Below are 22703 nucleotides of genomic sequence, written 5' to 3' on the forward strand. Positions count from 1 at the left end.
GGGATCAGCCGGGGTCGCTGCGGCCCGATGCGGGCTCAGGCGAGCTCGCCGCGGGCCGACGCGAGCTCAGGCGAGCTCGCCGCGGACCGCAGCGGGCTCAGGTCCTCGCCGCGGACCCAGCCGGGCGGCCGGCGGTTCAGCGCGGCACGAGCCCGGAGAGCCGCGCCGTCAGCCGCTCGACGGGGCCCGCACCGAGGAACCGCCACCACAGCACGGCGGCCGCGCACAGCCCGAGCACGAGGGCGAGAGCGGCGAGCGGAGTGTCGGCGGAGTAGCCGAGGCCCGCCCGCGCGAGCGCCGCGACGAGAGCCACCTGCAGCACGTAGACCGAGAGCGCGAGCGTGCCGATCGCCCGGAGCGGCACCAGCAGCCGCTGGACAGCGGTGGAGCGCGACGTGGTCAGCAGCACCACCGCGACGTAGGCCAGGAGCACGAGCCCGAGGTCGTGCAGGGTGTCCGGGAGGCTGCCGGAGGGCGACTCCACGCCGAGCAGGAGCGCGACCAGCGGCCGCACCGGGTACGCGACGACCGCGACCGCCGCGAGCACCGGCAGCAGTCGGTTGCGCTGCGCGCCGTGCCGCAGCAGCAGGGCTCCGAGGAGGAAGAAGGGGAGCAGGTTGGTCGCGCGGTAGCTCGGCCCGGTGAAGAGCCAGAGGGCGAGCGGAGAGCCGGATGCGGTGGCGGCGACCGCGGCGTTCACGGGCCCGGCGGCGAGCGCGAGCACGGCGGCCAGCGCGGCGATCGTCCGGGAGCGGAGGAGGAGCAGCGGCGTGCCGAGCACGAGCACGACGCCGAGGTACTGCAGCACGATCGCGATCCAGCTGCCCCAGGTCTCGAGCCAGACCCCGAGTGCCACGAGCACCGCGCCGCGGATCGCGTTCCGCAGCAGCACCCGCCCGGGCGAGGCACCGGGCCGCGCGAGCACCAGGGCCGCCGACATCCCCATCACCAGCGCGAACAGCGGCGACGCGAGATCGTTGACGTTCCACGCCAGGAACCCGACGACCCCCGTGCGCGCGCTCGGCACGAGCGGCATCGCGTGCGCGACGAGCATGGCCGCCACCGCCACTCCGCGCAGCACGTCGGGGGCGACCAGTCGGTCGTGCCGGAGTCGCGGAGCGGTCGCAGTCATCCCGCGAGAGTAGGCGCGCCCCCGCCGCCGCGCCCCGCGCGAGCGCACCTCGCGCCACCGGCCGCCCGCCGGGCCGTCGGCCGCGGCGCCGGCCGCCCCGCCCACGGGCGGCCGCGGCGCCGCCCGCTCCGCCGACGTGCGCTGCTGTCCGCTCCGCTCCGTCGGTCCGGGCCTCCGGCGGCCCGCTCCCACCCGTCGCTGACCGGCCGCGGCGCCGCCCGCTCCGCCGACGTGCGCTGCTGTCCGCTCCGCTCGGTCGGCCCGGCCTCCGGCCGCCCGCTCCGATCCGTCGCTGACGGCCCGTTCCGTCCTCCCGCACGGGCCGTTCGTGACGGATCGACGCCCGGCGCCCTCCGGCAGGCCCGCGCTCGCTCCGCATGCGGCGCCCAGTCGCGCCCGGCCCGCGCCGATCCGTCGCGAACGGCCCGTCCTGCGCTCCTCCGCGGGCCGTGAGCGACGGATCAGCGCCCACCCGCGCCGCCGCCTCGTGCGGATCCCCGCCGCGACGCCCCGGCCTCGCCCCGGCCTGCTCCGATGCGTCACGAACGGCTCCTTCCGTCCTCCCGAAGCGACCGTTCGTGACCCCTCGGTGCCCGCTCGTCCGCACGCCCGCCCGTGCCGCCGCCTCGCGCGGATCCCCGCCGCGACGTCCCGGTCCCGCCTCGGCCTGCTCCGATGCGTCGCGAACGGCTCCTTCCGTCCTCCCGAAGCGGCCGTTCGTGACCCCTCGGCGCCCGTTCGTCCGTACGCGCGCCCGCGCCGCCGCCTCGCGCTCGGCGCCGCCGCGACGTCCCGGCCGTGCCTCCGGCCTGCTCCGATGCGTCACGAAAGGTCCCTTCCTCCCTCCCGAAGCGGCCGTTCGTGACCCCTCGGCGCCCACCCGCCCGGGAGCGGCCCGCACTCGGCCCGCACCGAGCACGACCGGGCATGCTGGACGGATGACCGACGCCGCCCCGTCCCCCGACCGCCCGCGCCGTGCCCGCAGCCAGCACGTGCTCACCGTGCTGCGGACCGAGCGCCTCACCGGCCACCTCGTCCGCGTGCACCTCGGCGGCGACGGGCTCGACGCGTTCCTCGCCGAGTCCGACCCCGAGCGCCTCGCCGCGACCGACCGCTACGTGAAGCTCCTGCTCCCGCCGCGCGGCTCCGACCTCCAGCCGCCCTTCGACCTCGACGCGCTCCGGGCGAGCGTCGCCCCCGAGCAGCTGCCCGTGCGCCGCACCTACACCGTCCGCTCGGTCGACCTCGAGCGGCGCTCGATCGCCGTCGACTTCGTCGTGCACGGCGACGAGGGAGTGGCGGGACCGTGGGCGCTCGCCGCGGCTCCCGGCGACCGGATCGCCCTCTCCGCGCCCGGCGGCGCCTGGTCGCCGAGCGCCGACCCCGAGGCCGTGCACCTGCTGCTCGGCGACGACTCCGCTCTGCCGGCGATCGCCTCCGCCCTCGAGGGGATGCCCGCGCACGCCCGCGGCCTGGTCCTGATCGAGGTCGACTCGGCCGCCGACGAGCTCGATCTTCCCGCCCCGGCCGGAGTGGAGGTGCGCTGGCTGCACCGCGGCGGTCTCGAGGCCGGCCGGGCGCTGGTCGCGGCCGTCCGGGCCGAGCCGAGGCCCGAGGGCGTGCTCGAGGTCTTCGCGCACGGCGAGCGCACCGCGATGAAGCAGCTGCGCGCCCTCCTGCAGGACGAGTGGGGCGTGGAGCGCCGGGCGCTCTCGCTCTCGGCCTACTGGGCTCTCGGCCGCGCCGAGGACCGCTTCCAGGCCGAGAAGCGCGAGCCGGTCGGCGCGATCTTCGCCGACTGACGCGGGAGCGCACTCCGTCCGCACACCTCCGGGAAGGGACCAGCCTCGGACCCACCTCTACTCCGGTCCCCACGACCGGACCGTCCGATGGCGGTCCGGCCCTGCGAGCCTCGCGCCCGCCGCCCCCGCCGTTCTGCGGGCTGCTCGACCGACACGATGAGGAGAGCCCCGTGGGAGTGCTGATCTTCGGCGCCTGGCGGCGCCGGATCGAATTCGAGGACCGGACGCTCGCGCACGTGCGGATCGCGGTGCGCGCGCGGATGGAGCAGGGACAGCCGTTCCGCTTGACCTGGAGGACGCTGCAGGAGTCACCGCGTACGGACCGTCGAGCGAGCTGAGCGGCGGCGAGGTCCTCGACTACGCCGCCGCGGCCTGGTACCGCTACTGGCTCTGCACGGCCGCGGGAGCGGAGGCGTTCCGGGGCGACCCGGCGCAGCTCGTCCGCTGGGCCTGGCGGGAGTGGTCGCCTCCGGGCTCCCTCCCGCCTGAGGCCCTGGAGGAGGTCCTCGCGGCGACGGCGACCAGCGGCTTCGCCGACACGGTCGTCGACTACTACCGGCACGGCGCCGGGGAGGCGCCCGGCCGGGCCGTGCACCGCGCCGCGCAGGAGGCCCTCGACGTCTGGCCGCGCATCGACGCGCCGACGACCTTCCTCCTCGGGACGGCCGACGGCTGCGAGACGCCCGCCCTCGCGCGGGCGAACGGCCGGTACTTCTCCGCAGGCCGGGAGCTGATCGAGCTCGACGGCGTCGGCCACTTCGTGCAGCGCGAGGCCCCCGGGGCGGTCGCGGCCGCGATCCTCCGGCACCTCCGACCGGTCGTCCCCTCACCCGCGCCTCCCGTGACGCGCTAGAGCGTCTGCGGCCGCGGACGGTCCGTGCCCACCCCGCGGACGCTCCTGCTGGAAGCCGCGAGGAGCGAGGCGACGAGGACGACCGCGGCGCAGCCGAGCAGGGTGCGGTCGAGCCCGACGAGGTCGGCGAGCGGGCCCACGAGCGCCTCCCCGAGCGGCACGGCGAGGAAGGAGCCGACCATGTCGTAGGAGTAGACCCGGGCGAGCGCCTCGCGGGGGACGTGGGTCTGCAGCGACTGGTCCCAGGCGATGGCGAAGATCTCGAGCGCGACTCCGCCGAGGGCGAAGGCGAGGAGGAGGGCGGGGAGCGCCGGGAGGATCCCGAGGGCGGCGACCGGGACGGCCGTCACCGCCATGAGGGCGACGCCCGCCCCCAGCGCACGGCGGGGCCGCCAGCGCAGCGCGATCACGGCCCCGATCACCAGGCCGACGGTCTGCGCGGCGATCACGAGTCCCCATGCCGCTCGGCCGAAGGACCGGTCGGCGACGACCGGGCCGAGGACCGTGGTCGCGCCGACGAACGCGGCGTTGACGGCGGTGAACTGCGCCACGACGATCCACACCCAGCGCCGGCTCGTGAACTCCCGCCACCCCTCGCGGAGGTCGGCGAGGACGGAGGCGCCCGGGCCCGAGCGGACCGTCCGCGGCAGCCGCACACGGGAGTAGAGGACCGCGGCCAGGGCGAAGCCCGCGGCGTCGACCGCCAGCCCCCACCCGGGACCCACCAGTGCGACGAGCGCGGCCCCGGCCGAGGCGCCGACGATGCTCCCGGCGTTCAGGCCCAGGCGGAGCAGGGCGTTGGCCGGGCGGAGCTCGCCGACCGGCACCGTCTCGGGGACGAGGGCGGCCGCGGCGGGCAGGCTCATCGCCGCGACGGCGCCGTTGAGCACGCTGAGCACGACCAGGGCCGCGACGGTCGCTGTCCCCGTGATCACCGTCACGGCGACCGCGGCCTGAGTGGCCGCCGCCGCGAGCGAGGTGCCGACGAGGATCACGGAGCGGGGGAGCCGGTCGGCGAGGACGCCGCCGAGCAGCAGGACGGCGACGTTGGCGAGGGAGCGCGCGGCGACGACGAGTCCGAGGTCCGTCGGCGAGCCCGTCAGGTCCAGCACGGCGAAGGCCAGGGCGATCGGAGCGACGGCGTTGCCGAGGACGCCGGTCGTGCGGGCGGCGAGGAGCCAGCGGAAGGGGCCGTGCGCGAGAGCACCGTGCGCGAGCGGCCCGCGCCCGTCGCGGGTCACGGCCGGCGGAGCGGGAACATCGCGGTCGTCATCGACACCGGCGCGGTCCCGGGCGTCCTCGGCGGCCGGGCCGCCGCGTGCAGCAGCGCGGACGCCTCCCCGACGTGCCGCACCACCCGCCGCCAGACCTCGGGGTCGACCCAGAGCTCCGCGTCCGTCGAGAGCTGAGGACCGTCCGCCCGGCTCGACGAGCGCCGCCGGAGCTCCTCGATCAGGGCCTCGAGGTGCAGGTCCCGCTCCTCCTCCGGCCCGGCGTCCACTGACGCGGTCACGTCGAAGGGCCTTCCGGAGGCCTCGTGCCGGTACCGCTTCGCCTCGCCGCCCCGCAGGCGCACGGTCTCGACGACGGCCACGAGCCCGGCGCGCTCCAGCACGCGGAAGTGGTAGCTCGCCGTCGCCTGCGACAGCTGCAGCTCGCGGGCGGCCTCCGCGGCGCTCATCGCCGCTCCCGTCACCAGGGACAGCAGGCGGAGGCGGATCGGATGCGCGGTGGCGCGCAGCTCGTCGAGAGAGGACATGCGGCCATGGTGACCGGCGGCTCCCGCACCGTCAAACAGAGCTTTGGGGGTGGGGCGGCACTCACCGGGCCGCTCCGGTGCACATCGGGCGGCGCTCGCCGGGCCGCTCTGACGAGCGATCCGGAGGGCCCACCGCTCTCCCCAGCGATCAGGGAGCGGGGCCCGGAGTCGTCCTCCGGGCCCCGTCGCTCAGACCTGGGCGGTGCCGCTGTCCTCGACCGGGCCGGACGCGTCCGACTCCTCGGTGATCTCGGTGTCGGTCTCGTCGGCGCGGTCGCGGAGCGCGTCGGCCATCGCGCCGGCGCCCTCGGCTCCGTGGTCGTGCTCGACCTGGTCGATCAGGCCGCCGAGCTTCTCGTCGTTGCTGGCGTCCTCGGCTCCGTCCATCACGGGGCTGTTCTGCTCGTTGTCGCTCATGGCGCTCCTCCTGGGTCGACCGGCCTCTGCGCCGGTGGTCCGACGCTACGCGCGCGGCCCGTGCGGTGCAGGTGATCGACGGGAATCGGCCGGTCCGCTATCGGGGTGCCGAGCGACGTTCCCGGTCATCCCCGAATCGAGCGGATATCGCTTTCCACCCTCCGGAGAAGTGAGCGGATATCGCCTGTCGAATGAGCCCCTATCGCTTTCCGGCGAGGTGAACAGTTCTCTCAGAGAAGTGCCCCTCGGAGACCCTCCCTGCTATGATCGGGCGACTTCTGCACCAGGGACCGGGGGGTCGTTCTCGGCGGACGATCGATCATCCACACGCCTGTTATCTCGATCATCACCAGTGAAGGCGCGTATGGCTTCGTATCTCTTCGTCTGCTCCGGCGGCGGGCATCTCAAGGAGATGTTCGCCCTCTCGGGGCTCCTCGGAGTCGACCCGGAGGAGCAGCACTGGGCGACCGTCGACAGCGCCCTCAGCCGCACCCTCCTCGCCGACCGGCGCGTGACCCACCTCGCCGATCCGCCGCCCCGCGCCGTGGTGCCGGTGCTCCGCAACGCGATGATCGGCCGCTCCCTGCTGGCCCGCGGGTCCTTCGACGCCGTCTTCAGCACCGGCGCCAGCCCCGCCCTCTCCTTCCTGCCGCTCGCGGCCTCGCGCGGCATTCCCGCGCACTACATCGAGAGCGCCGCCCGCGTGCTCGGCCCGTCGATGACCGGTCGGATCCTCGCCCGGGTCCCCGCCGTCTCGACCTACACCCAGTACCGCTCCTGGGCCGACGACCGCTGGAGCTTCGGCGGCTCGATCTTCGACACCTACCGCGTCGAGGACGTCGTCCCGCAGCCGATCCGCCGCGCCGTGGTCTCGGTCGGCACGCAGGACGGCTACCCGTTCCCCCGCTTCTTCGCCGCGCTCGCGCCGCTGCTCGAGGGCGTGGAGGTGCTCTGGCAGACCGGAGCGAACGACGTCTCCGGGCTCGGGATCGACGGCCGCCACTCCGTGCCGCACGACGAGCTCAACGCCGCGATGAAGGCGGCCGACGTCGTCATCGCGCACGGGGGAGTGGGCACCGCGCTCAGCGCCATCGAGCAGGGCCGGGTGCCGATCCTGGTCCCGCGCCGCGCCTCGTTCGGCGAGCACGTCGACGACCACCAGGTGCAGATCGCCACCCGCCTGGCCGACTCCGGCCTCGCGGTCACCGTCGACATCGAGGGCCTCTCCCGCGAGACGCTCGAACTCGCCGCGGCGAGGCGGGTCGTCTCCGCCGATTCCGCCGTGCCCTTCGTGGTGCACGAGACGGCCGAGAAGTCCTGGGGCCTCTCCCGCCGACTCTTCCCCTCCTCCCGCTGATCCCCGCCCGAGCGACCAGACGTGATGAGAACGACATCCACGCGTCATCCGCGGCCCGTACACTCTCGAATGGGTTGGGGGGCCGGACGTCACTTCATGTGCGTCGAATTCGGAATGGTCGGCCGACTCGACACTGATGGCGAAAGCTCCGAAGGATTCTCGATATGACTGACACCCCGCGCGGCCTCTCGCGCCGCCTCCTGCTCGCCGCCTCCGCTGTCGGAGCCGCCGCGACCGCCTCCGCTCTCGTAGCGACCCCGGCGCTCGCCGCGCCGAACTACAGCGTGATCCCGAGGCTCCCGGGCGAGGTCTCGCGCCTCGACACCGCGATCTCGAGGAACGGCAGGAAGCCGTACGAGATCATCGACGTCAAGATCGGCAACGACTCCACCCGTCTCTTCGTCCCGCACTCGGCGAAGCCGAATTCAGGCTCCTCGGTGCCGGTCGCCTGGTTCTACCACGCCAGCGGCAGCAGCTACAAAGCTCTCGACAACGCGTACAGCTACTCGGCGGATCCGCTCGTCGACCTGGGCTTCGTCAGCATCAGCCCCGACTTCGGCGGCCCGAGCAACTACACCAACCCCACCGCGCTCGCCGTGCAGACGGCGGCCACGGCCTGGGTGCAGAGCCTCTGGAACGTCCGCGCGAGCTTCCTCCGTTCGAACTCCGGCGGCGGAGCGATGATGTGCTGGGCCTACGCGAAGAAGATGGTGCCGAACATCTACGGGGCGTACCACGCCAGCAGCGTCTTCGACGTCGAGGACCTCGCGGCGCGCGACGACACCCAGCCGAACCGCGTCCTCGCGGTGTACGGCGGAGACCGGGCGCTGATGCGCGCGACCAACCCCGCCCGGCTGCCGCAGGACGCGTGGAAGGGCATCCGCCTGCGCGTCAGCGCCGGCACGGCCGACCAGCTCGCTCCCGCCGAGCTCCACGGCGGACGTCTCCGCCGCCTGGCGCTGCCCGTCGCCAAGGAGGCGACGATCGCGTACCACAGCAGCGACGGCTACCAGGGCGGCCACATCGTCCCGACCACCACCAACAAGGACTCGGTCGAGACCTTCCGCCGCTGGCTCCAGGAGGGCCCCGCCTGATCCGCGGCAGGACCGACGCGACCCCTCCTCCCCGGGGGTCGGCGCCAGGGTCGAGCAGTGGAGGAGGAGGGCACGGCATCGCAGGCGTCCCAGCCGCCGAGAGGCGGCTCGCGAGGGCATCGCGATCCTCATCGAGGCCGACGGGACCACTCCCGTGAGCGCCGCACCGCCCGCCCCCTCCTCCACCACTCCGCTCCGACGCCAGAAGGACTCCCTGACGTGATCGACATCCTCCCGCGACGACTCCTCGTCGGCGCGCTCTTCTCGGTCGCCCTGGTGATCGTCCTCGGGATGGGGTACATCTTCTCGACCCGGGAGCCGGCCACCGGCCTCCTGGTGATCGCCGCCGGAGTCGGCGGCATCGTCGGCGCCTACGTGCTGCTGCGGGTCCCCGCGCACTGGCTGCCGGCGATGGCGCTCGCGTTCTTCGCGCTCGTCCCGACGCCGCTCACCCCCTCGACCCTGACGTTCCGCATGACGCTCTGGGCGGTCATCCTCGTGATCTGGGCGATCCGGCGCGGGCTCGCTCCCGAGCTGTGGCGCGCCCCCGTCAAGGCGTGGACCCGCGAGCTCGTGCTCTCCCCGTGGCGGGCCGTGGTGATCCTCGCGTTCATCGCCCTCATGCTCTGGTCGGCCGTGGCGACGGTGCGCGGCTCCTTCGCGAGCGAGGGCGTCTCGTGGCTGTTCAGCTTCGCGATCTGCGTGGGCGTGCCGATGCTCGTCTTCGACGCCCAGCGCGAGGCCGTGCTGCTGCGCAAGACGTGGGTGATCCTCTCCGGGCTGCTCGCCCTCTACGCCGCCCTCGAGCTGGTCGCGCAGAGCTCCCCGATCCTCGGTGCCGTCTACGGCGCCCTCGGCTACGAGCAGGACCAGCACTGGTCGCTCTACCGCGCCGAGATCACCTTCGGCCACCCGCTGCTCGCCGGCACCTTCCTCACCGTGGGCGCCGGGCTCGCCTTCGGCTCCTGGCTCCAGGGCTCCCGCAAGTCGGACCTGCTGCTGGGCATCCTGGCCTCGGGCGGTGTCGTCGCGACCGTCTCGCGCGGACCGATGGCGGCCATCGCCGTCGCGGTCGTCGTCGCGCTCGTCGCCGTCGGCTTCCTCAACCCGGACCGCTCGCTGCTCCGGCCCGGCTCGATCCTGATCGCCGGCCTCATCGCGGGCGTCGGAGTCCTGAACTTCGAGCCCGTCACCGCCCGCAACAACAACCTCGACGCCTCCATCTCGGCCGGCGCCCGCGACCTCGCGGTGACCGTGTCGCTGAAGGCGGCCGAGCTCACGCACTGGCTCGGCTCCGGAGCGGCGACGTCCGGCATCAGCGGCAGGCGGTTCTCGGACGTGGTCATCGAGAACTCGTTCCTGCAGCTGCTGATCAGCGTCGGCATCCCCGGCCTGCTGTTCTTCGTGATCATGGTGGCCGCGATGTTCGGCGCCACGCTCAGCCGTCGCGACGTCGGCCCCGCGGCGGGTCTGCTCGGCTTCATGGTCTGCCTCGCCGGCTACAACGCCATCGACGCGGTCCGCCCCAGCCACCTGCTCCTGGGCTTCCTCGTCATCATCTGCCTGAACCCGGTGCACGTCCCCGACTTCTCCAAGGGCATCCGGATGCGCCAGCCTCTCGGGGCGCGGATCTTCGACGCGCCGATGGCCGTCGGGATGCGGGGCGACCGGTGAGCCGCCGCTCCCGCAGGAACGACTCGTCGCCGGCCGCGCTCGTCGTCCAGCAGTCGCTCGCGCCGCCGGACTCGACCACGCAGTACGTCGACTCGATCGTCGACGGCCTGGCGCCCGGCGTCGAGCTGCTGTTCTTCTCCTGGCGCAGCGCCCTGCTCGCCGACTACGACGTGCTGCACGTGCACTGGCCCGAGCTGATGATCCGCGGCCGCAGCCCGCTGCACCGCTTCCTGCGCCGCCGCGCCCTCGACGTGCTGCTGGTGCGCCTCGCGCTCCAGCGCATCCCGCTCGTGCGCACGGTGCACAACCTGCACCCGCACGAGCTCGGTCCCGCCGCCGAGCGCCGCTCGCTGGCCCGGATCGACCGCGCGACCGACCTGTTCGTCCGCCTGAACCCCACGACCGTCACTCCCGGCCGGGCGCCCGCCGTCACCGTGCTGCACGGCCACTACCGCGACCAGTTCGCCCAGCACCCGCTGCCCGAGCGCGAGCACGGCCGCGTCCTCTACTTCGGCATCATCCGCCCGTACAAGGGCGTCGTCGAGCTGATGGACGTGTTCCGCGGCGTGGAGGACGACTCCCTCTCCCTGCACGTGGTCGGCAGCCCCAGCACGGGCCAGCGCGAGCTGGTCGAGGAGCGGGCCGCCCGCGACACCCGGGTGCGCACCACGCTCCGCCGGGTCGACGACGCCGAGATGGTCGACGAGATCGGCCGGGCCGAGCTGATCGTCCTGCCCTACCGCGAGATGCACAACTCCGGCTCGATCCTGGTCGCCCTCTCGCTCGGCCGGCCGATCCTGGTGCCGCGCACGCCCACCAACACGGCCCTGGCCGAGGAGGTCGGCAGCGACTGGGTGATCGAGTACGACGGCGATCTCACGCCCGAGCTGATCACCTCCGCCCTCGAGCGCACGCGCACCCGTCCGCCGGAGGGGCTCCCCGCCCTCTCCGGTCGCGACTGGGACGTGCTCGGACTCCAGCTCAAGAAGGCCTACGAGGGCGCGATCGCCACCAAGAAGGGCTCGACCCGATGACCGGGACCACGCAGAAGCCGTCTCCGAGCCTCGGCCGCTCCGCGAGCCGCGGCGCCGCCGTCACGATCGGCGGGCAGGCGATCCGCATCGCCGTCCAGCTGGGCAGCATCGTCGTCCTCGCGCGCCTGCTCGCGCCGGCCGACTACGGCCTGCTCGCGATGGTCACGGCGATCATCGGCATCGGCGAGATCTTCCGCGACTTCGGCCTCTCCTCCGCCGCCATCCAGGCGAAGGAGATCACACCGGGCCAGAAGAGCAACCTGTTCTGGATGAACGCGGGCATCGGCCTCACCCTCACCCTGCTGGTCATCGCGGCCTCGTGGCCGATCGCCGCCCTCTACGGCGACGACCGGCTCCAGCTGCTGACCGTCGTGCTCTCCTCGACGTTCCTCCTCAACGGGATCTCGACGCAGTTCCGCGCCGACCTCGCCCGGCACCTCCGCTTCGTGAAGCTCACCCTGGTCGACATCGTCGGCCAGGTGCTGGGCCTCGTGGTCGGCGTGCTGATGGCGCTCGGCGGCGCCGGCTACTGGGCGCTGGCCGCGAGCCAGGTCGTGCAGCCGCTCATCGGCGTGCTGATGCTGGTCTTCATCACGGGCTGGCGGCCCGGCCGCTACCGCCGCGGCGAGGCGATGGGCCACTTCCTCCGCTACGGAGGCGGCGTCTTCGCGACCCAGGCGCTGACCTACGCGAGCAAGAACGTCGACTCCGTCATCATCGGCGCGCGCTTCGGCCCGGTCGACCTGGGCCTCTACAACCGCGCGTTCCAGCTGATGATGCTGCCGCTGCAGCAGCTGAACGCCCCGGCGCAGCGCGTCGCCCTGCCCGTGCTCTCCAAGCTGCAGGACGAGCGCGAGCGGTTCCGCACGTTCATCCTCTTCGGCCAGTCGGCGATGCTGACGGTGATGGGCCTCGTGCTCGCCGTCCTCGGCTCCCAGTCCGACTCGGTCATCCGGATCCTGCTGGGGGAGCGCTGGCTCGCCTCGGTCCCGATCTTCCAGATCCTGCTCGTGGCCGGGTTCTTCCAGGCCACGGCGTACTGCTCCTGGTGGGTGTTCCTCTCCAAGGGCCTCGTGCGCCAGAGCGTCTGGTACAGCCTGGCGACCCGCCCGCTGATGGTCGTCCTGATCCTGCTCGGCTCCAACTGGGGAGTGACGGGCGTCGCGGTCGCGTACGCCGGCTCGCTCGCCCTCACCTGGCCGATCGCGCTGATCTGGATCGGCCGCACCTCCGACGCCCCCGCCCGCGAGATGTTCACCAACGGCCTCCGCAGCGGCATCGCGTTCGGCTCGATAACGGTGGGCTCCTCCTTCTCCACCGTCTGGATCGCCGCCGACCAGCCCGTCCTCCGCCTCCTCGTGGGCGGTGCCGCCGTCCTGGTCGGGGTCGGGCTCTGGATGCTGATCCTCCCCGCGTTCCGCCGCCAGATCCTCGGCCTCGCCGACCTGCGCCGCCACTTCCGCCGCAGCCGCCCGGCCGCCGCTCCCGCCCCGGCCACGGTCGACGCCACCAGCCCCACCGGTGACAGCGCGCTGGTCGACGGAGCCGTCACGGCCGGCACCCCCGACTCCGAGCGGCCTCCCGCCGCCGTTCCCCCCACCGAAAGAGATCGATGAAACTCAAGCTCGGCGTCGTCAAGTCCTGGAAGAAGGACTTCGTCACGACGACCCGCCTGCCCGCCCGCCGCGACGCGGCGGTGCTCCGCGCCGCCCTCGCGGACCTCCGACCCGAGCCCGAGTCGCACCTCGTGATCGCCGCTCCCGGCAGCGGCAACATCGGCGACCAGGCGATGCTGGAGGCGTTCCTCGAGAACACCACCGGTCCCGTCGTGGTCGTCCAGCGCTACGCCGGCGACGTCGTGATCCCCGAGGAGCAGGCCGACCGGGTCGAGGTCGTCGAGCTCCCGCACCTGGTCTACGGAGTGGGCGACGCGCACGCCGCCGACCTCCGCGCCTACGCCGCGCTGATCCGCCGCGCCCGCTCGGTCTCGGTCGTCGGTGCCGACATGATGGACGGCAAGTACAGCCTCCGCGGCTCGGTCCGCCGCTCCCTGCTCGCGCAGGCGGCCGCCGAGGCAGGGGTGCCCACGCGCATCCTCGGCTTCTCCTGGAACGCGGCGGCCCGCCTCGCCGCCCGCCGCTCCCTGATCGCCGCCTCCCGCGCGGGCGTCGTGCCGATGCTCCGCGACCCGCTCTCGGCGGAGCGCGCCCGGAGCATCGGCGTGCAGCGCGTCGAGGAGGTCACGGACATCGTCTTCTCGGCGCGCACCCGCGACCGCAGTTTCCGCGAGGGGTTGGGGCTGCCCGAGGGCGTCCCCTTCGCGCTCGTGAACGCGAGCGCCCTCGTCGCCGGCATGGTCGACCAGGTGCCGGAGTACGAGCGCATCGTCGACCGCCTCCGCGCCGCCGGCGTGCACGTCGTGCTCCTCCCTCACGTCTCCCGCCCCATCGGCGACGACAAGGTGGCCGTCCGCGCGGTCGCCGAGCGCGTGGGGTCCGAGGGCGTCACCGTCGTCGACCGCGTGCTCATGCCCGCAGAGATCCGCGGCCTCGCCGAGGACGCCCTGCTGACCGTCACCGGCCGCATGCACCTCGCGATCATGTCGCTCTCGCTCGGCGTCCCCGCGATCACCCTCGCCACCCAGGGCAAGGTCGAGGGCATCATGCGCCTCATCGGCCTGCCGCAGCTGTGCGTCGAGCCGATCCCCGGCTTCGCCGACCGCGTCCTCCCGGTGATCGACCGCATCCTCGCGGAGCCGGGCGACGGCGGCGTGCGCGCCACCATCGACGCGGCCATGCCCGAGGTGCGCCGCCTCTCGGCGCTCAACACCCGCGGCCTCGGCGCGGAGGTCGTGCGATGAGCGCGGCCCAGGAGAAGGGACCGCGCATGCGGATCATGTTCGTCGTCACGTCGCTGCACGGCGGCGGGGCCGAGTTCGTCGCCCGCACCTGGATGGGCTGGCTCCTCGAGCAGGGCCACCACGTCGACGTCGTCACCACCTCGGTGAAGGGCACCGACGAGTACCTCCCCGAGGGCGCGGTGCTGCACCGCATCGGCGAGGGCAAGGGCCACGTCGGCAAGGCGCGGATGCTCAAGGAGCTGTTCCGCCGCCGCACCCCCGACGTCGCGGTCGCCCTGCAGGGCTACCCGAACATCGTGCTCCTGGCCTCGGCCGAGATGACCGCGAAAGCGGACTGCCCGAAGACCATCGTGAGCGAGCGCAACCTCGTCTCGCTCGGCATCCCGGGCTTCTCGAGGACCCAGAAGGTGCAGCTCGGGCTCGCCAAGACGCTCTACCGACGCGCCGACCACGTCATCGCGATCTCGCACCCCGTCGCGGGCGAGCTCGTCGCCGGCTTCGGCGTCTCGGGCGAGCGCTGCACCGTCGTGCCGAACCCGGCGACCGCCAAGGTCGACCGCTCCCGCCAGGTCTCGCGCACCCCCGGCACCGCGGCGGGCCTGCAGATCGTGCTGCCCTGCCGCCTCGTCGTCCAGAAGCGCCCCGAGCTCGCGATCCTCGCGGCCGAGGAGCTGGAGCGCCGCGGCATCCCCGCGAAGGTCGTCTCCTTCGGCGGCGGCCCGCTGCTCGGCAGCATGAAGGCGGAGGCGACCGCGCGCGGCGTGGACTTCCAGGACATGGGCTGGGTCGAGGACTGGTTCCACCACTTCGACGAGAACGCCGTCGTGCTGCTCCCGTCGCTGCGCGAGGGCTTCGGCAACGTGCTGGTCGAGGCGGCCGCCGCCGGCGTCCCCTCGGTCGCCGTGTCCGGGGCGCTCGGAGTCGCGGACGCGATCGTCCCCGGCCTCACCGGCGAGCTCGCGCTCACCCCCTCCGCCTCCGACCTCGCCGACGCGCTGATCCGCGCGAGCGAGCTCGAGATCACCGGCATCGACCGCTGGCTCGACCGCTTCTCGCTGGAGTCGAGCGGCCGCGACCTCGAGACGGTGCTCCGCCGGGTCGTGGGGCAGAAGTGACCCTCGTCTCGGTGGTGGTCCCGGCGCACCAGGAGGAGGCGCACCTCGCCTCGGCCCTGGAGCGCCTGCTGCGGCAGACCCACGCCGAGCTCGAGATCCTCGTGGTCGACGACGCCTCGACCGACGGGACCGAGGCGATCGGCCGCGCGTTCGCCGAGGAGCACGAGCGGATCCGCTACCTGCGCCAGGACGAAAACCAGGGCGTCGCGGCCGCTCGCGAGCGCGCCGTCGGCGATGCCGCCGGCGAATGGGTCTGGCTTGTCGACGCCGACGACGAGTGGCCGGAGACCGCGGTCGAGGCCATGCTCGCCGCGGGGGAGGCGGGCCGCGCCGACGTGGTGGTCGCCCAGGCGGTCACGGTCGACGCCACCGGATCCACGCCCGTCGGCTCCCTGCGCGGCCCGCTCGCGCTCTCGGGCCGGGGCGCCTTCACCGCGCTTCTGGTCGGGGAGCTGACCGGGCACCTCTGGAACAAGCTGTTCCGCCGCGAGCTCTTCGACGGCATCGACTTCACGCGGATCCGCCAGCACTCGGACCAGGCGCAGGTCGCGCAGCTGCTCGCCGCGGCCGACGAGGTCGTCGTCGTCCCCGACTCCGTCTACGAGTACCGCCTCCGCTCCGGCTCGATCATCCGCTCGGGCGCGAAGCGCGCCGACTCGCTCGCCGGGCTCGCCGCCGTGATCGAGCGGACGGCCCGCGGGCTCGACCCGCGCATCCTCGACTCGCAGGACTACTCCTACTACCGCGCGCGCTTCTCCCTGCTCTCCCGCTTCAAGGACGCCACTTCGGGCGCGCACAGCCCCGAGGAGGCCGACCGGCTCTGGCGGGCCGCGCACGACGAGGCGGGGCTCCGGCACCTGGTCGCGCTCGTGCGCCGGCGCGACCTCAAGCGCTCCGTCCTCTTCGGGCTCGCCGCCGCGGCGCCCGCGCTCTACCGAGCGGCGATGAGCGCCGGGAACGGACGCCGGTGACCGTCGTCTCCCCGGTGCGCGGAGAGGCCGGAGTGCGCTTTCCGGCAATCGAGTCCTCGTCACTATTCCGTCGGATGTGCGGCGCGGACGATACACCCTTAGTCTTGATCCTCGGTCGCATTCTGCGACCGAGCCTGCGTCCTTCTCTGAGCCTTGTTCACCTCGGATGGAATTCACGAGCGGTACGACCGGGCACTAGGGGGAGAGAATGAAGCTGCTGAAGCCTGCGGGCGGGGCCCGACGCGAATGGGTGGATTTCGCCAAGGGTGCCGCCATCCTGATGGTCGTGTACTACCACACGTCGTTGTACCTCGGTGACATCGGGGTCGAGAACACTCTCGGCCGCATCAAGGTCGTGTTCGAGCTGTTCCCGATGCCCCTCTTCTTCCTGGTGTCCGGTCTCTTCGGCTCGCGCATCCGCACCTGGAGCTTCGGCGACCTCTGGCGCCGCAGGCTGTACCCGCTGCTCTGGCTCTACGTGGTCTGGTCCGTGATCCGCATGGCCTTCTACCTGGTCGTGCCGCTCGCGAACGGCGGACTCGGCGAGCTCCCCGCGACCGACCCGCTCAACCTACTCCTGCTGTTCTTCTGGCCCAGCAGCAGCTACTGGTTCATCTACGGCCTCGTCCTCTTCACGCTCGGCGCGTGGCTCCTGCGCAAGGTCGACCACCGCGTGCAGGTCGCCCTCGCCGCGGTGATGGGGACGATGTTCACCACCGGTCTCCTCAACACGACCAACGTGGGCTGGAACCGCATCGGCGCCCTGTTCGTCTTCTTCCTGGTGGGCACGCTCTACTCGAAGAGGATCATCGACTTCGTCGAGCAGAAGGGGAGCCGCGCGTTCCTCTACGTCACTCCGGTCTTCGTCGTGCTGAGCGCGGTGCTCTTCCTCTTCCCGATCCGCTGGGTGCCGTTCCTCGCCCTCGCCGGCCAGATGGCCGCCGTCGCGATGGGCATCCTCGTGTCGCGGGCCCTCTCCCGAGTGCGATTCCTGAACTTCTTCACGATCTGTGGCGAGCGCAGCCTGCACATCTACCTGCTGCACCTCTACTTCATCGTGATCGCCATCACGATCCTGCGGGTGATCCTCCCCGAGGACCGCTCCGAGATCGGCGGCTTCGAGGTGCCGCTGCTGCTGGTCGTGATGGTGCTCGCGGTCGTCCTCTCGCTCTTCGTGACCCGCTACCTCTCGAAGGTCAAGTGGATCTACGTCCCCCCGGCCGCCCTCGGCGGCCCCGGCAAGCGGCGCAAGCCCGTGCCCGTCCCTGCGCGCGGCCCCGGAGTCGTCTCCGATCCCGTCGCGGTCCCGGCCGATGAGCCCGGCACCTCCCCCAGTCACGAGAAGAAGAGAGCGGAGTCCCACGAGTGAAGACGACACGAGCACGCAGAGCCGGAGTCCTGGCGGCCGTCGTGGCCGTCGCCCTCGGGCTGGCCGGCTGCTCCTCGCAGCCCGAGCCCGTCCGCACGCCCGACGGCTTCACGACGGAGAAGGCGATCGAGTACCGCTCGGTCGACGGCGTCTCGCTGAAGGCCGACGCCTGCCTCCCCACCGCGGGCGGCACCGACCGCCCCGCGCTGCTGATGCTGCACGGCGGAGGGTTCGTCGACGGCGCCCGCGACGAGGGCGGGATGACCGAGCTCTGCGAGTACTACGCCGAGCGCGGCTTCGTCTCGGTCTCCGTCGACTACCGCCTCCTCCAGGACAGCCGGTACCCCGGCCAGATCGAGGACGCGCAGGCCGCCGTGGAGTGGCTGCGCGAGCCCGCGCAGGTCACGCGCTTCGGCCTCGACCCCGCCCGCATCGGAGTGATGGGCAGCTCCGCCGGAGCGATCATCGGAGCGACCATGGGCACGCTCGGCGAGGGGTCCCTCACCGAGGGCTCGCGGGTCAAGACGGTCGTCGCCTTCTCGGCGGTCGCCGACATGACCGAGACCGGGATGTCGCTGGGCACGCCGGTGCCCGAGGCGAAGGAGCAGATCCTCTCCTACCTGGACTGCGACGAGATCGACTCGACGACCTGCCCGCAGAGCATCCCCGCGTCGCCGATCACCTCGGTCGACTCCACGGACGCCCCGCAGATCTGGCTGACCTCCGAGGACGAGCTCGTCCCGGTCGAGCAGGCCGACGCGATGCAGGTCGCCCTGCAGGACGCCGGAGTGGCGTCCGAGGTCGGCGTGGACGGCTCCGGCCACCACGGGCTCCAGAACAACACCCCGAACAACAAGAAGGCGATCCTCGCCTTCCTGCAGGCCCACCTCTGATCCACCGCTCCCGCGCGAAACCTCGCGGCCGGTTCCGCGCAACGCGGACGACACATCACGACGCTACAGTCAGACCCCCTGCACTCCGGTGCAGTCGACGAAAGGGACACCACACACCATGACCTTGAACGGACTGTTCGCCGGCATCGGCCGGAGGTGGGTCTACATCGTCGCCTTCGCTCTGCTCGGCGCCGTGGCGGCCCTGGTACTCAACGCCGTCCTCCTCCCGCAGTACAAGGCGGACGCACGCGTGTACGTCGCGGTCTCCTCGTCCGGAGTCCTCTCGACCGCGGACCGGGTCGCGGCCAACAGCGCCGCCTCCCAGGCCACGGTCACCTCCGTCGCCCTCGGCACCTCGGACACCGTCCTGCAGGGCGTCATCGACGGCCTCGGCATCGACGAGCCCATCGAGGACTTCGCCAAGCGCGTGACCGTCCTCGCCGAGCCGGAGTCCGTGGTCATCACGATCTCGGCCACCGACCCCTCGCCCGAGCAGGCCGCGGTCATCGCCAACGCGGTCGCCGCCCAGCTCGACGCGGCCGTGAAGGGCGCCGATCCGGCGACCACCACGAACGGCGTCGCCGTCCCGCAGATCCAGCTCCAGGTGCTCAGCCAGGCGCTCCCGCCGGAGCTGCCGGTCACCGGTGGCATCCTCGTCCTGCTCGCGCTCGGCATCCTCGGCGGCGCCGTGGTCGGCGTGGGAGTGGCGATCGTGATGACCGCCCTCGACCGCCGCCTCCGCAGCGGCGACGACGTCCGCTCCGCGATCGACCGGCCGCTGCTGGGCATCGTCCCGGTCAAGGCCACCAAGCTCGACGAGATGCTGAACTCGACCGAGATCCCGGCCCGCTACTCGGCCGTCGCGTTCGAGCTCTCCGCCATCGCGCGCACCCGCTCGTACTCCTCCTTCGCGATCGCCCCGGCGTCCGAGAAGACCCCGCACACCGCCAGCGCGGTGCTGCTCGCCAAGGCGCTGGCCGTGCTCGGCTCGTCCGTCGTGATCGTGGACGGCACCGCCGAGGGCTCGGCTCTCGCTTCCGCCTCGGGCGGACGCCCGGGCCTGCGCGAGGTGCTCGCCGGAGCCGCCTCGCTCGACGACGCGATCATCAAGCGCTCGACCGACCGCGTCGACCTGCTCCCCGCGGGCGGCGCCCAGGCCGGCACGCCGATGCCGACCGACGCCCTCCGCGCGCTGGTCGAGGAGCTCGAGAAGGTCTACGACATCGTCCTGATCGTCACCGGCACTCTCGGCGCGACCGAGCAGTCGCCGACCTTCCGCGGCGTCGCCGACGGAGCCGTCCTCGTCCTGATCGAGGGCAAGGTCGACTCGCCCCAGGCCGCCGCCGACGTGCACTGGATCGAGACCGCCGGCACCCCCGTGGTCGGCGCGGTCGTCCTGGCCCGCCACAAGCTGCAGAAGGCCCCCGCGATCGTCTGATCGCGTCCTCGCACGCTGCGGAAGAGCGCACCCCGGCCCCGGCCGCGGTGCGCTCTTCCGCGTCCGGGGACTGCGCGGTGCCCGGCGGGGGCCCGGCTTGCCCTCTCTCCGGGCCCAGCCGGCCCCTCCGACGCCTGGCTGGCACTCCAGCCCCCTCCACCCCTCCGCGAGCCCGCTCACTCCGCGAGCCCGCAGAACTCGCGGTACTCGCGCGCGACTCCGCACACCTCCGCGGACTCGGCAGGAGGCGGCGTCACCGTCCGGGCCCGCGGGCTCTCCGGGGCCCGGCCGACCGGTCCGTCCCTTCTCAGCGTCTCCAGCGCCCGCCGTGGCCTGATCACGTGCCTCACCGGCTCCCGGGAGCCCGCTCACCCCGCGAGCCCCCACAAGTCGCAGTACTCGCGCGCGACTCCGCCCACTTCCGCGGACTCGACAGGAGGCGGCGTCGCCGTCCGGGCCCGCTCGACTCCCCGGGACCTGCCCGGCCCGTCCAGCCCTCTCCAGCGCCCACCGTGGCCGGACCAGGTGCCTCACCGGCTCCCGGGAGCCCGCTCACCCCGCGAGTCCGCAGAAGCCGCCGTACTGGCGCGCGACCCCGCCGTCCGCGCCTGGTCGGCGGGAGGCGGGCACACGCAGAACCGCCGCCGTCGAGGGACGACGGCGGCGGTTCTGCGCGCGGGGAGCGGGTCAGGTCACGGCGTGCAGGCCACGTTCCCGATCAGGTCCTTCCCGGAGTTGGAGCAGCTCAGCGTGTTGCCACTGGTGGACCAGTTGGACGGCTGGTGGAGGTAGACCACGGCGTCCCGGGTCTTCAGCGCGAGGTTGCCGCTGATGGTGTTGTCGTTGCCCGAGCCGTCGGCGCGGGTGATCACCTGATAGCCGTAGGTGGTGGTGCCCGCGGCGGAGTTGCCCGCGGCCAGCCAGCTGTTGCCCGAGACCAGGATCAGCGAGACGACGTCCGAGGCGAGCCGCGATCCGCCGAGGACCGTGTTCCCGATGATGTCGCCGTCGAGGGTGCCCTCCTTGGCCTCGATCGGCTCGGCGCCGGTGTCGCTGATCGCGTTGTCCACGACCGCGATGCGGGCCGTGCGGTCAGGGTTGCAGCTGTTGTACTCGCACCAGTTGCGGTCGGAGGTGCCGACGTAGACGCCCTCGCCGTACTTGGCGGAGACGATGCCGGTGCGGCGGATGGTGCTGCCGACGATCAGGGAGTCGGTGGTCTGGTTGCGGAAGTGGACCGCCTCGTAGCCGATCTCGCTCACCGTCAGGCCGGCCATCTGGACGCCCTTGCTGGCGAGCACCTGGATGCCCTGGAAGGAGCTGCGGACCGAGAAGCCCACGAGGTGCACGTCGCTCACCGTGTTCAGGATGAGCGCGGTGCCGCTCGAGGTGGATCCGGAGGTGAGGACCGCGTTGGGCGAGCCGCAGATCCAGATCGAGCCGGGCTGGGCGGCGGTGCCGCGGAGGGCGAACTTGCCGGTGTAGACGCCGTCGGCCAGGCGGATGACGTCGCCGGAGGAGGGGTTGGTCAGGGCCGTGACGAGCTGCGCCGAGGTCGACACCGTCTTGGTGGCGGCGGGGCAGTCGAAGGCCGCGAGCAGCGAGGCGCGGGAGGCGAGGAGGTCGGCCGAGGTGGTGGCCGACTCCTTCAGCCGCGAGTCGCGGCCGGCGTCGTCGGTCGCCGTGACGGTGTACGTGTAGGCGCGTCCCGCCTCGGCGGTCTCGTCGCGGTACTGGCGCACCGGGTCGGCGACGGTGCCGACGACCGTGTCGCCGGAGCCGTCCTCGTTCGAGCGGTGCACGTCGTACGAGACGACCCGCGAGCTGAAGGGCGCGTCCCAGGCGACGGTGTAGCCGTCGGTCAGGGGGGAGAGCTCCACGGCGTCGGTCGCGAGGCCGTCCTCGGCGAGGACGAACGCGTCGATGATCAGGTTCTTGTCGGTCGACTTGGAGTTCTTCGTCCCCGTGTAGGAGATGGTCACGGTGTGCGTGCCCTCAGCGAGGTCGGTCGTCTCGTAGACCGGCACCTGGTACTGCGCGGTCGAGCTGTAGCGGTCGACCTTGGTGACGGGTCCGCCGTCGACCGAGACCGCGGCGATGCCGGAGGAGGAGGTCTTCCGGCTGATCCAGCGCCACGACGTGCCGACGAAGGTGAACTTCACCGATCCGGCGGAGGTCAGGTACTTCATCCCGCCGCCGCTGTCGCCGCCCGCCATCGATCTCCACGAGCCGGTGTACTGCAGCGCGGGGTCGGTCTCCTGCACGAGGAGGCTGGTCGCTCCGGAGGGATCGAGCACGGGGCCGTCGTCCTCGCCGCCGCCGGTCTCGTCGGTCGGCTCCTCGGTGGCGGGAGTCGCGCGGGTGATGTCGAACGCGTCGATGACCAGGTTCTTGTCGCTCGCGGAGCTGTTGGCCTTGCCGCTCCAGGCGATCTTGACCGTGTGGACGGTGTCGGCGAGGTCCTTCTTCGTGAACACCGGGACCTGGTACGCCGTGGTCTTCGTGTACCGGTCGACCGAGGTGCTCGCGCCGTCGACCGTGACGGTGGCGATGCCGGCGGAGGCGGTGGTGCGGCTGACCCAGCTGAAGCCGGTGCCGCGGAAGCTGAACGAGACGGAGCCGGTGCTGTTGAGGAACTTGATCCCGCCGCCGCTGTCGCCGCCCGTCATCGTGCGCCACGAGCCGCTGTAGGTCAGCGAGGAGTTCGTCTCCTGGATCCGCGTGCTCTGCCCGGCGCCCGGGTCGAGAGTGGCCGCGGAGGCGGCGGGCGCCGTGAGGGGGGCGACCAGGATGCCGAGAGCGGCGATCAGAGCGGTGGTGAGGGAGAGGCGTGCGCGTCGTCGGCGAGGGCGGGTCGGGTCTGGCGTCGTCTGAGGATTCACGATCGGCTCCGGGTCTTCGAGGGGGCGTCGGGGGCGGTTCGAGGGGGCTGCTC

General features: G+C 72.9%; 19 protein-coding genes. 14 read left to right on the top strand and 5 right to left on the bottom strand.

Annotated features, from left to right (window positions below):
- Nucleotides 1-136: 136 nt before the first annotated feature.
- Nucleotides 137-1132: an acyltransferase family protein gene (locus C5C39_RS12140; protein WP_146083928.1), complete on the bottom strand. Its 996-nt coding sequence runs from the start codon at nt 1130-1132 to the stop codon at nt 137-139.
- A 938-nt stretch (nt 1133-2070) separates the two neighbouring features.
- Here C5C39_RS12140 and C5C39_RS12145 point away from each other — a divergent pair.
- The 3 genes from C5C39_RS12145 to C5C39_RS12150 all read left to right on the top strand — a co-directional run bounded on the left by C5C39_RS12145 (nt 2071) and on the right by C5C39_RS12150 (nt 3787).
- The gene (locus C5C39_RS12145; protein WP_104255864.1) at nt 2071-2934 is read left to right on the top strand and encodes a siderophore-interacting protein; all 864 of its coding nucleotides are present in this window, start codon (nt 2071-2073) and stop codon (nt 2932-2934) included.
- Between the two features lie 176 nt (nt 2935-3110).
- Nucleotides 3111-3272: a hypothetical protein gene (locus tag C5C39_RS17525; RefSeq protein ID WP_181136373.1), complete on the top strand. Its 162-nt coding sequence runs from the start codon at nt 3111-3113 to the stop codon at nt 3270-3272.
- Between the two features lie 251 nt (nt 3273-3523).
- On the top strand, nt 3524-3787 hold the full coding sequence (locus C5C39_RS12150; RefSeq protein ID WP_104353476.1) for an alpha/beta fold hydrolase: 264 nt from the start codon (nt 3524-3526) through the stop codon (nt 3785-3787).
- Here C5C39_RS12150 and C5C39_RS12155 read toward each other — a convergent pair.
- The 3 genes from C5C39_RS12155 to C5C39_RS12165 all read right to left on the bottom strand — a co-directional run bounded on the left by C5C39_RS12155 (nt 3784) and on the right by C5C39_RS12165 (nt 5963).
- Nucleotides 3784-5028 carry an MFS transporter gene (locus C5C39_RS12155; protein WP_104353477.1) on the bottom strand — a complete coding sequence of 415 codons (1245 nt, stop codon included), beginning with the start codon at nt 5026-5028 and terminating at the stop codon, nt 3784-3786. The two genes, C5C39_RS12150 and C5C39_RS12155, sit on opposite strands and share 4 nt — an antisense overlap.
- Nucleotides 5025-5546, bottom strand: coding sequence for a helix-turn-helix domain-containing protein (locus C5C39_RS12160; RefSeq protein ID WP_104222473.1), 522 nt, complete (start codon nt 5544-5546; stop codon nt 5025-5027). The genes C5C39_RS12155 and C5C39_RS12160 overlap by 4 nt, the downstream gene beginning before the upstream one ends.
- A 189-nt stretch (nt 5547-5735) precedes the next feature.
- Nucleotides 5736-5963 carry a hypothetical protein gene (locus C5C39_RS12165; RefSeq protein ID WP_104222474.1) on the bottom strand — a complete coding sequence of 76 codons (228 nt, stop codon included), beginning with the start codon at nt 5961-5963 and terminating at the stop codon, nt 5736-5738.
- Between the two features lie 364 nt (nt 5964-6327).
- On the opposite strand from C5C39_RS12165, the gene C5C39_RS12170 reads away from it, so the two are divergent.
- The 11 genes from C5C39_RS12170 (at nt 6328) to C5C39_RS12220 (ending at nt 19768) form a co-directional block, all read left to right on the top strand.
- Entirely contained in the window at nt 6328-7320 is a 993-nt protein-coding gene (locus C5C39_RS12170; RefSeq protein ID WP_181136374.1) for a glycosyltransferase, read from the top strand.
- A gap of 164 nt (nt 7321-7484) precedes the next feature.
- On the top strand, nt 7485-8414 hold the full coding sequence (locus C5C39_RS12175; RefSeq protein WP_104329468.1) for a S9 family peptidase: 930 nt from the start codon (nt 7485-7487) through the stop codon (nt 8412-8414).
- 219 nt (nt 8415-8633) lie between these two features.
- A complete protein-coding gene (locus C5C39_RS12180) occupies nt 8634-10088 on the top strand; it encodes an O-antigen ligase (RefSeq protein ID WP_104249974.1) in 1455 nt (484 codons plus the stop codon).
- Nucleotides 10085-11122: a glycosyltransferase gene (locus C5C39_RS12185; RefSeq protein WP_104249973.1), complete on the top strand. Its 1038-nt coding sequence runs from the start codon at nt 10085-10087 to the stop codon at nt 11120-11122. The genes C5C39_RS12180 and C5C39_RS12185 overlap by 4 nt, the downstream gene beginning before the upstream one ends.
- Nucleotides 11119-12738: a lipopolysaccharide biosynthesis protein gene (locus C5C39_RS12190; RefSeq protein ID WP_104237959.1), complete on the top strand. Its 1620-nt coding sequence runs from the start codon at nt 11119-11121 to the stop codon at nt 12736-12738. The genes C5C39_RS12185 and C5C39_RS12190 overlap by 4 nt, the downstream gene beginning before the upstream one ends.
- Entirely contained in the window at nt 12735-13982 is a 1248-nt protein-coding gene (locus C5C39_RS12195) for a polysaccharide pyruvyl transferase family protein (protein ID WP_104353479.1), read from the top strand. The genes C5C39_RS12190 and C5C39_RS12195 overlap by 4 nt, the downstream gene beginning before the upstream one ends.
- A complete protein-coding gene (locus tag C5C39_RS12200) occupies nt 13979-15097 on the top strand; it encodes a glycosyltransferase (RefSeq protein WP_104353480.1) in 1119 nt (372 codons plus the stop codon). The genes C5C39_RS12195 and C5C39_RS12200 overlap by 4 nt, the downstream gene beginning before the upstream one ends.
- On the top strand, nt 15094-16068 hold the full coding sequence (locus C5C39_RS12205) for a glycosyltransferase family 2 protein (protein ID WP_104237961.1): 975 nt from the start codon (nt 15094-15096) through the stop codon (nt 16066-16068). The genes C5C39_RS12200 and C5C39_RS12205 overlap by 4 nt, the downstream gene beginning before the upstream one ends.
- A gap of 208 nt (nt 16069-16276) precedes the next feature.
- Nucleotides 16277-17437: an acyltransferase family protein gene (locus C5C39_RS12210; protein WP_104353481.1), complete on the top strand. Its 1161-nt coding sequence runs from the start codon at nt 16277-16279 to the stop codon at nt 17435-17437.
- Nucleotides 17434-18330, top strand: a complete 897-nt coding sequence (locus C5C39_RS12215) for an alpha/beta hydrolase (protein WP_104247646.1) — start codon at nt 17434-17436, stop codon at nt 18328-18330. The genes C5C39_RS12210 and C5C39_RS12215 overlap by 4 nt, the downstream gene beginning before the upstream one ends.
- 118 nt (nt 18331-18448) lie before the next feature.
- Entirely contained in the window at nt 18449-19768 is a 1320-nt protein-coding gene (locus C5C39_RS12220) for a Wzz/FepE/Etk N-terminal domain-containing protein (protein ID WP_104226623.1), read from the top strand.
- Between the two features lie 692 nt (nt 19769-20460).
- On the opposite strand, the gene C5C39_RS12225 is transcribed toward C5C39_RS12220, so the two are convergent.
- Nucleotides 20461-22650 carry a hypothetical protein gene (locus tag C5C39_RS12225; RefSeq protein ID WP_104353482.1) on the bottom strand — a complete coding sequence of 730 codons (2190 nt, stop codon included), beginning with the start codon at nt 22648-22650 and terminating at the stop codon, nt 20461-20463.
- Nucleotides 22651-22703: the final 53 nt, after the last annotated feature.

It is taken from the genome of Rathayibacter sp. AY1F3 (assembly GCF_002931975.1).
Taxonomy (GTDB): domain Bacteria; phylum Actinomycetota; class Actinomycetes; order Actinomycetales; family Microbacteriaceae; genus Rathayibacter.

Coding starts and splice junctions, on each gene's coding strand:
- C5C39_RS12140 (WP_146083928.1), bottom strand. CDS start 1,132: ATGACTGCGACCGCTCCGCGACTCCGGCACGACCGACTGGTCGCCCCC.
- C5C39_RS12145 (WP_104255864.1), top strand. CDS start 2,071: ATGACCGACGCCGCCCCGTCCCCCGACCGCCCGCGCCGTGCCCGCAGC.
- C5C39_RS12160 (WP_104222473.1), bottom strand. CDS start 5,546: ATGTCCTCTCTCGACGAGCTGCGCGCCACCGCGCATCCGATCCGCCTC.
- C5C39_RS12165 (WP_104222474.1), bottom strand. CDS start 5,963: ATGAGCGACAACGAGCAGAACAGCCCCGTGATGGACGGAGCCGAGGAC.
- C5C39_RS12170 (WP_181136374.1), top strand. CDS start 6,328: ATGGCTTCGTATCTCTTCGTCTGCTCCGGCGGCGGGCATCTCAAGGAG.
- C5C39_RS12175 (WP_104329468.1), top strand. CDS start 7,485: ATGACTGACACCCCGCGCGGCCTCTCGCGCCGCCTCCTGCTCGCCGCC.
- C5C39_RS12190 (WP_104237959.1), top strand. CDS start 11,119: ATGACCGGGACCACGCAGAAGCCGTCTCCGAGCCTCGGCCGCTCCGCG.
- C5C39_RS12195 (WP_104353479.1), top strand. CDS start 12,735: ATGAAACTCAAGCTCGGCGTCGTCAAGTCCTGGAAGAAGGACTTCGTC.
- C5C39_RS12200 (WP_104353480.1), top strand. CDS start 13,979: ATGAGCGCGGCCCAGGAGAAGGGACCGCGCATGCGGATCATGTTCGTC.
- C5C39_RS12210 (WP_104353481.1), top strand. CDS start 16,277: ATGAAGCTGCTGAAGCCTGCGGGCGGGGCCCGACGCGAATGGGTGGAT.
- C5C39_RS12220 (WP_104226623.1), top strand. CDS start 18,449: ATGACCTTGAACGGACTGTTCGCCGGCATCGGCCGGAGGTGGGTCTAC.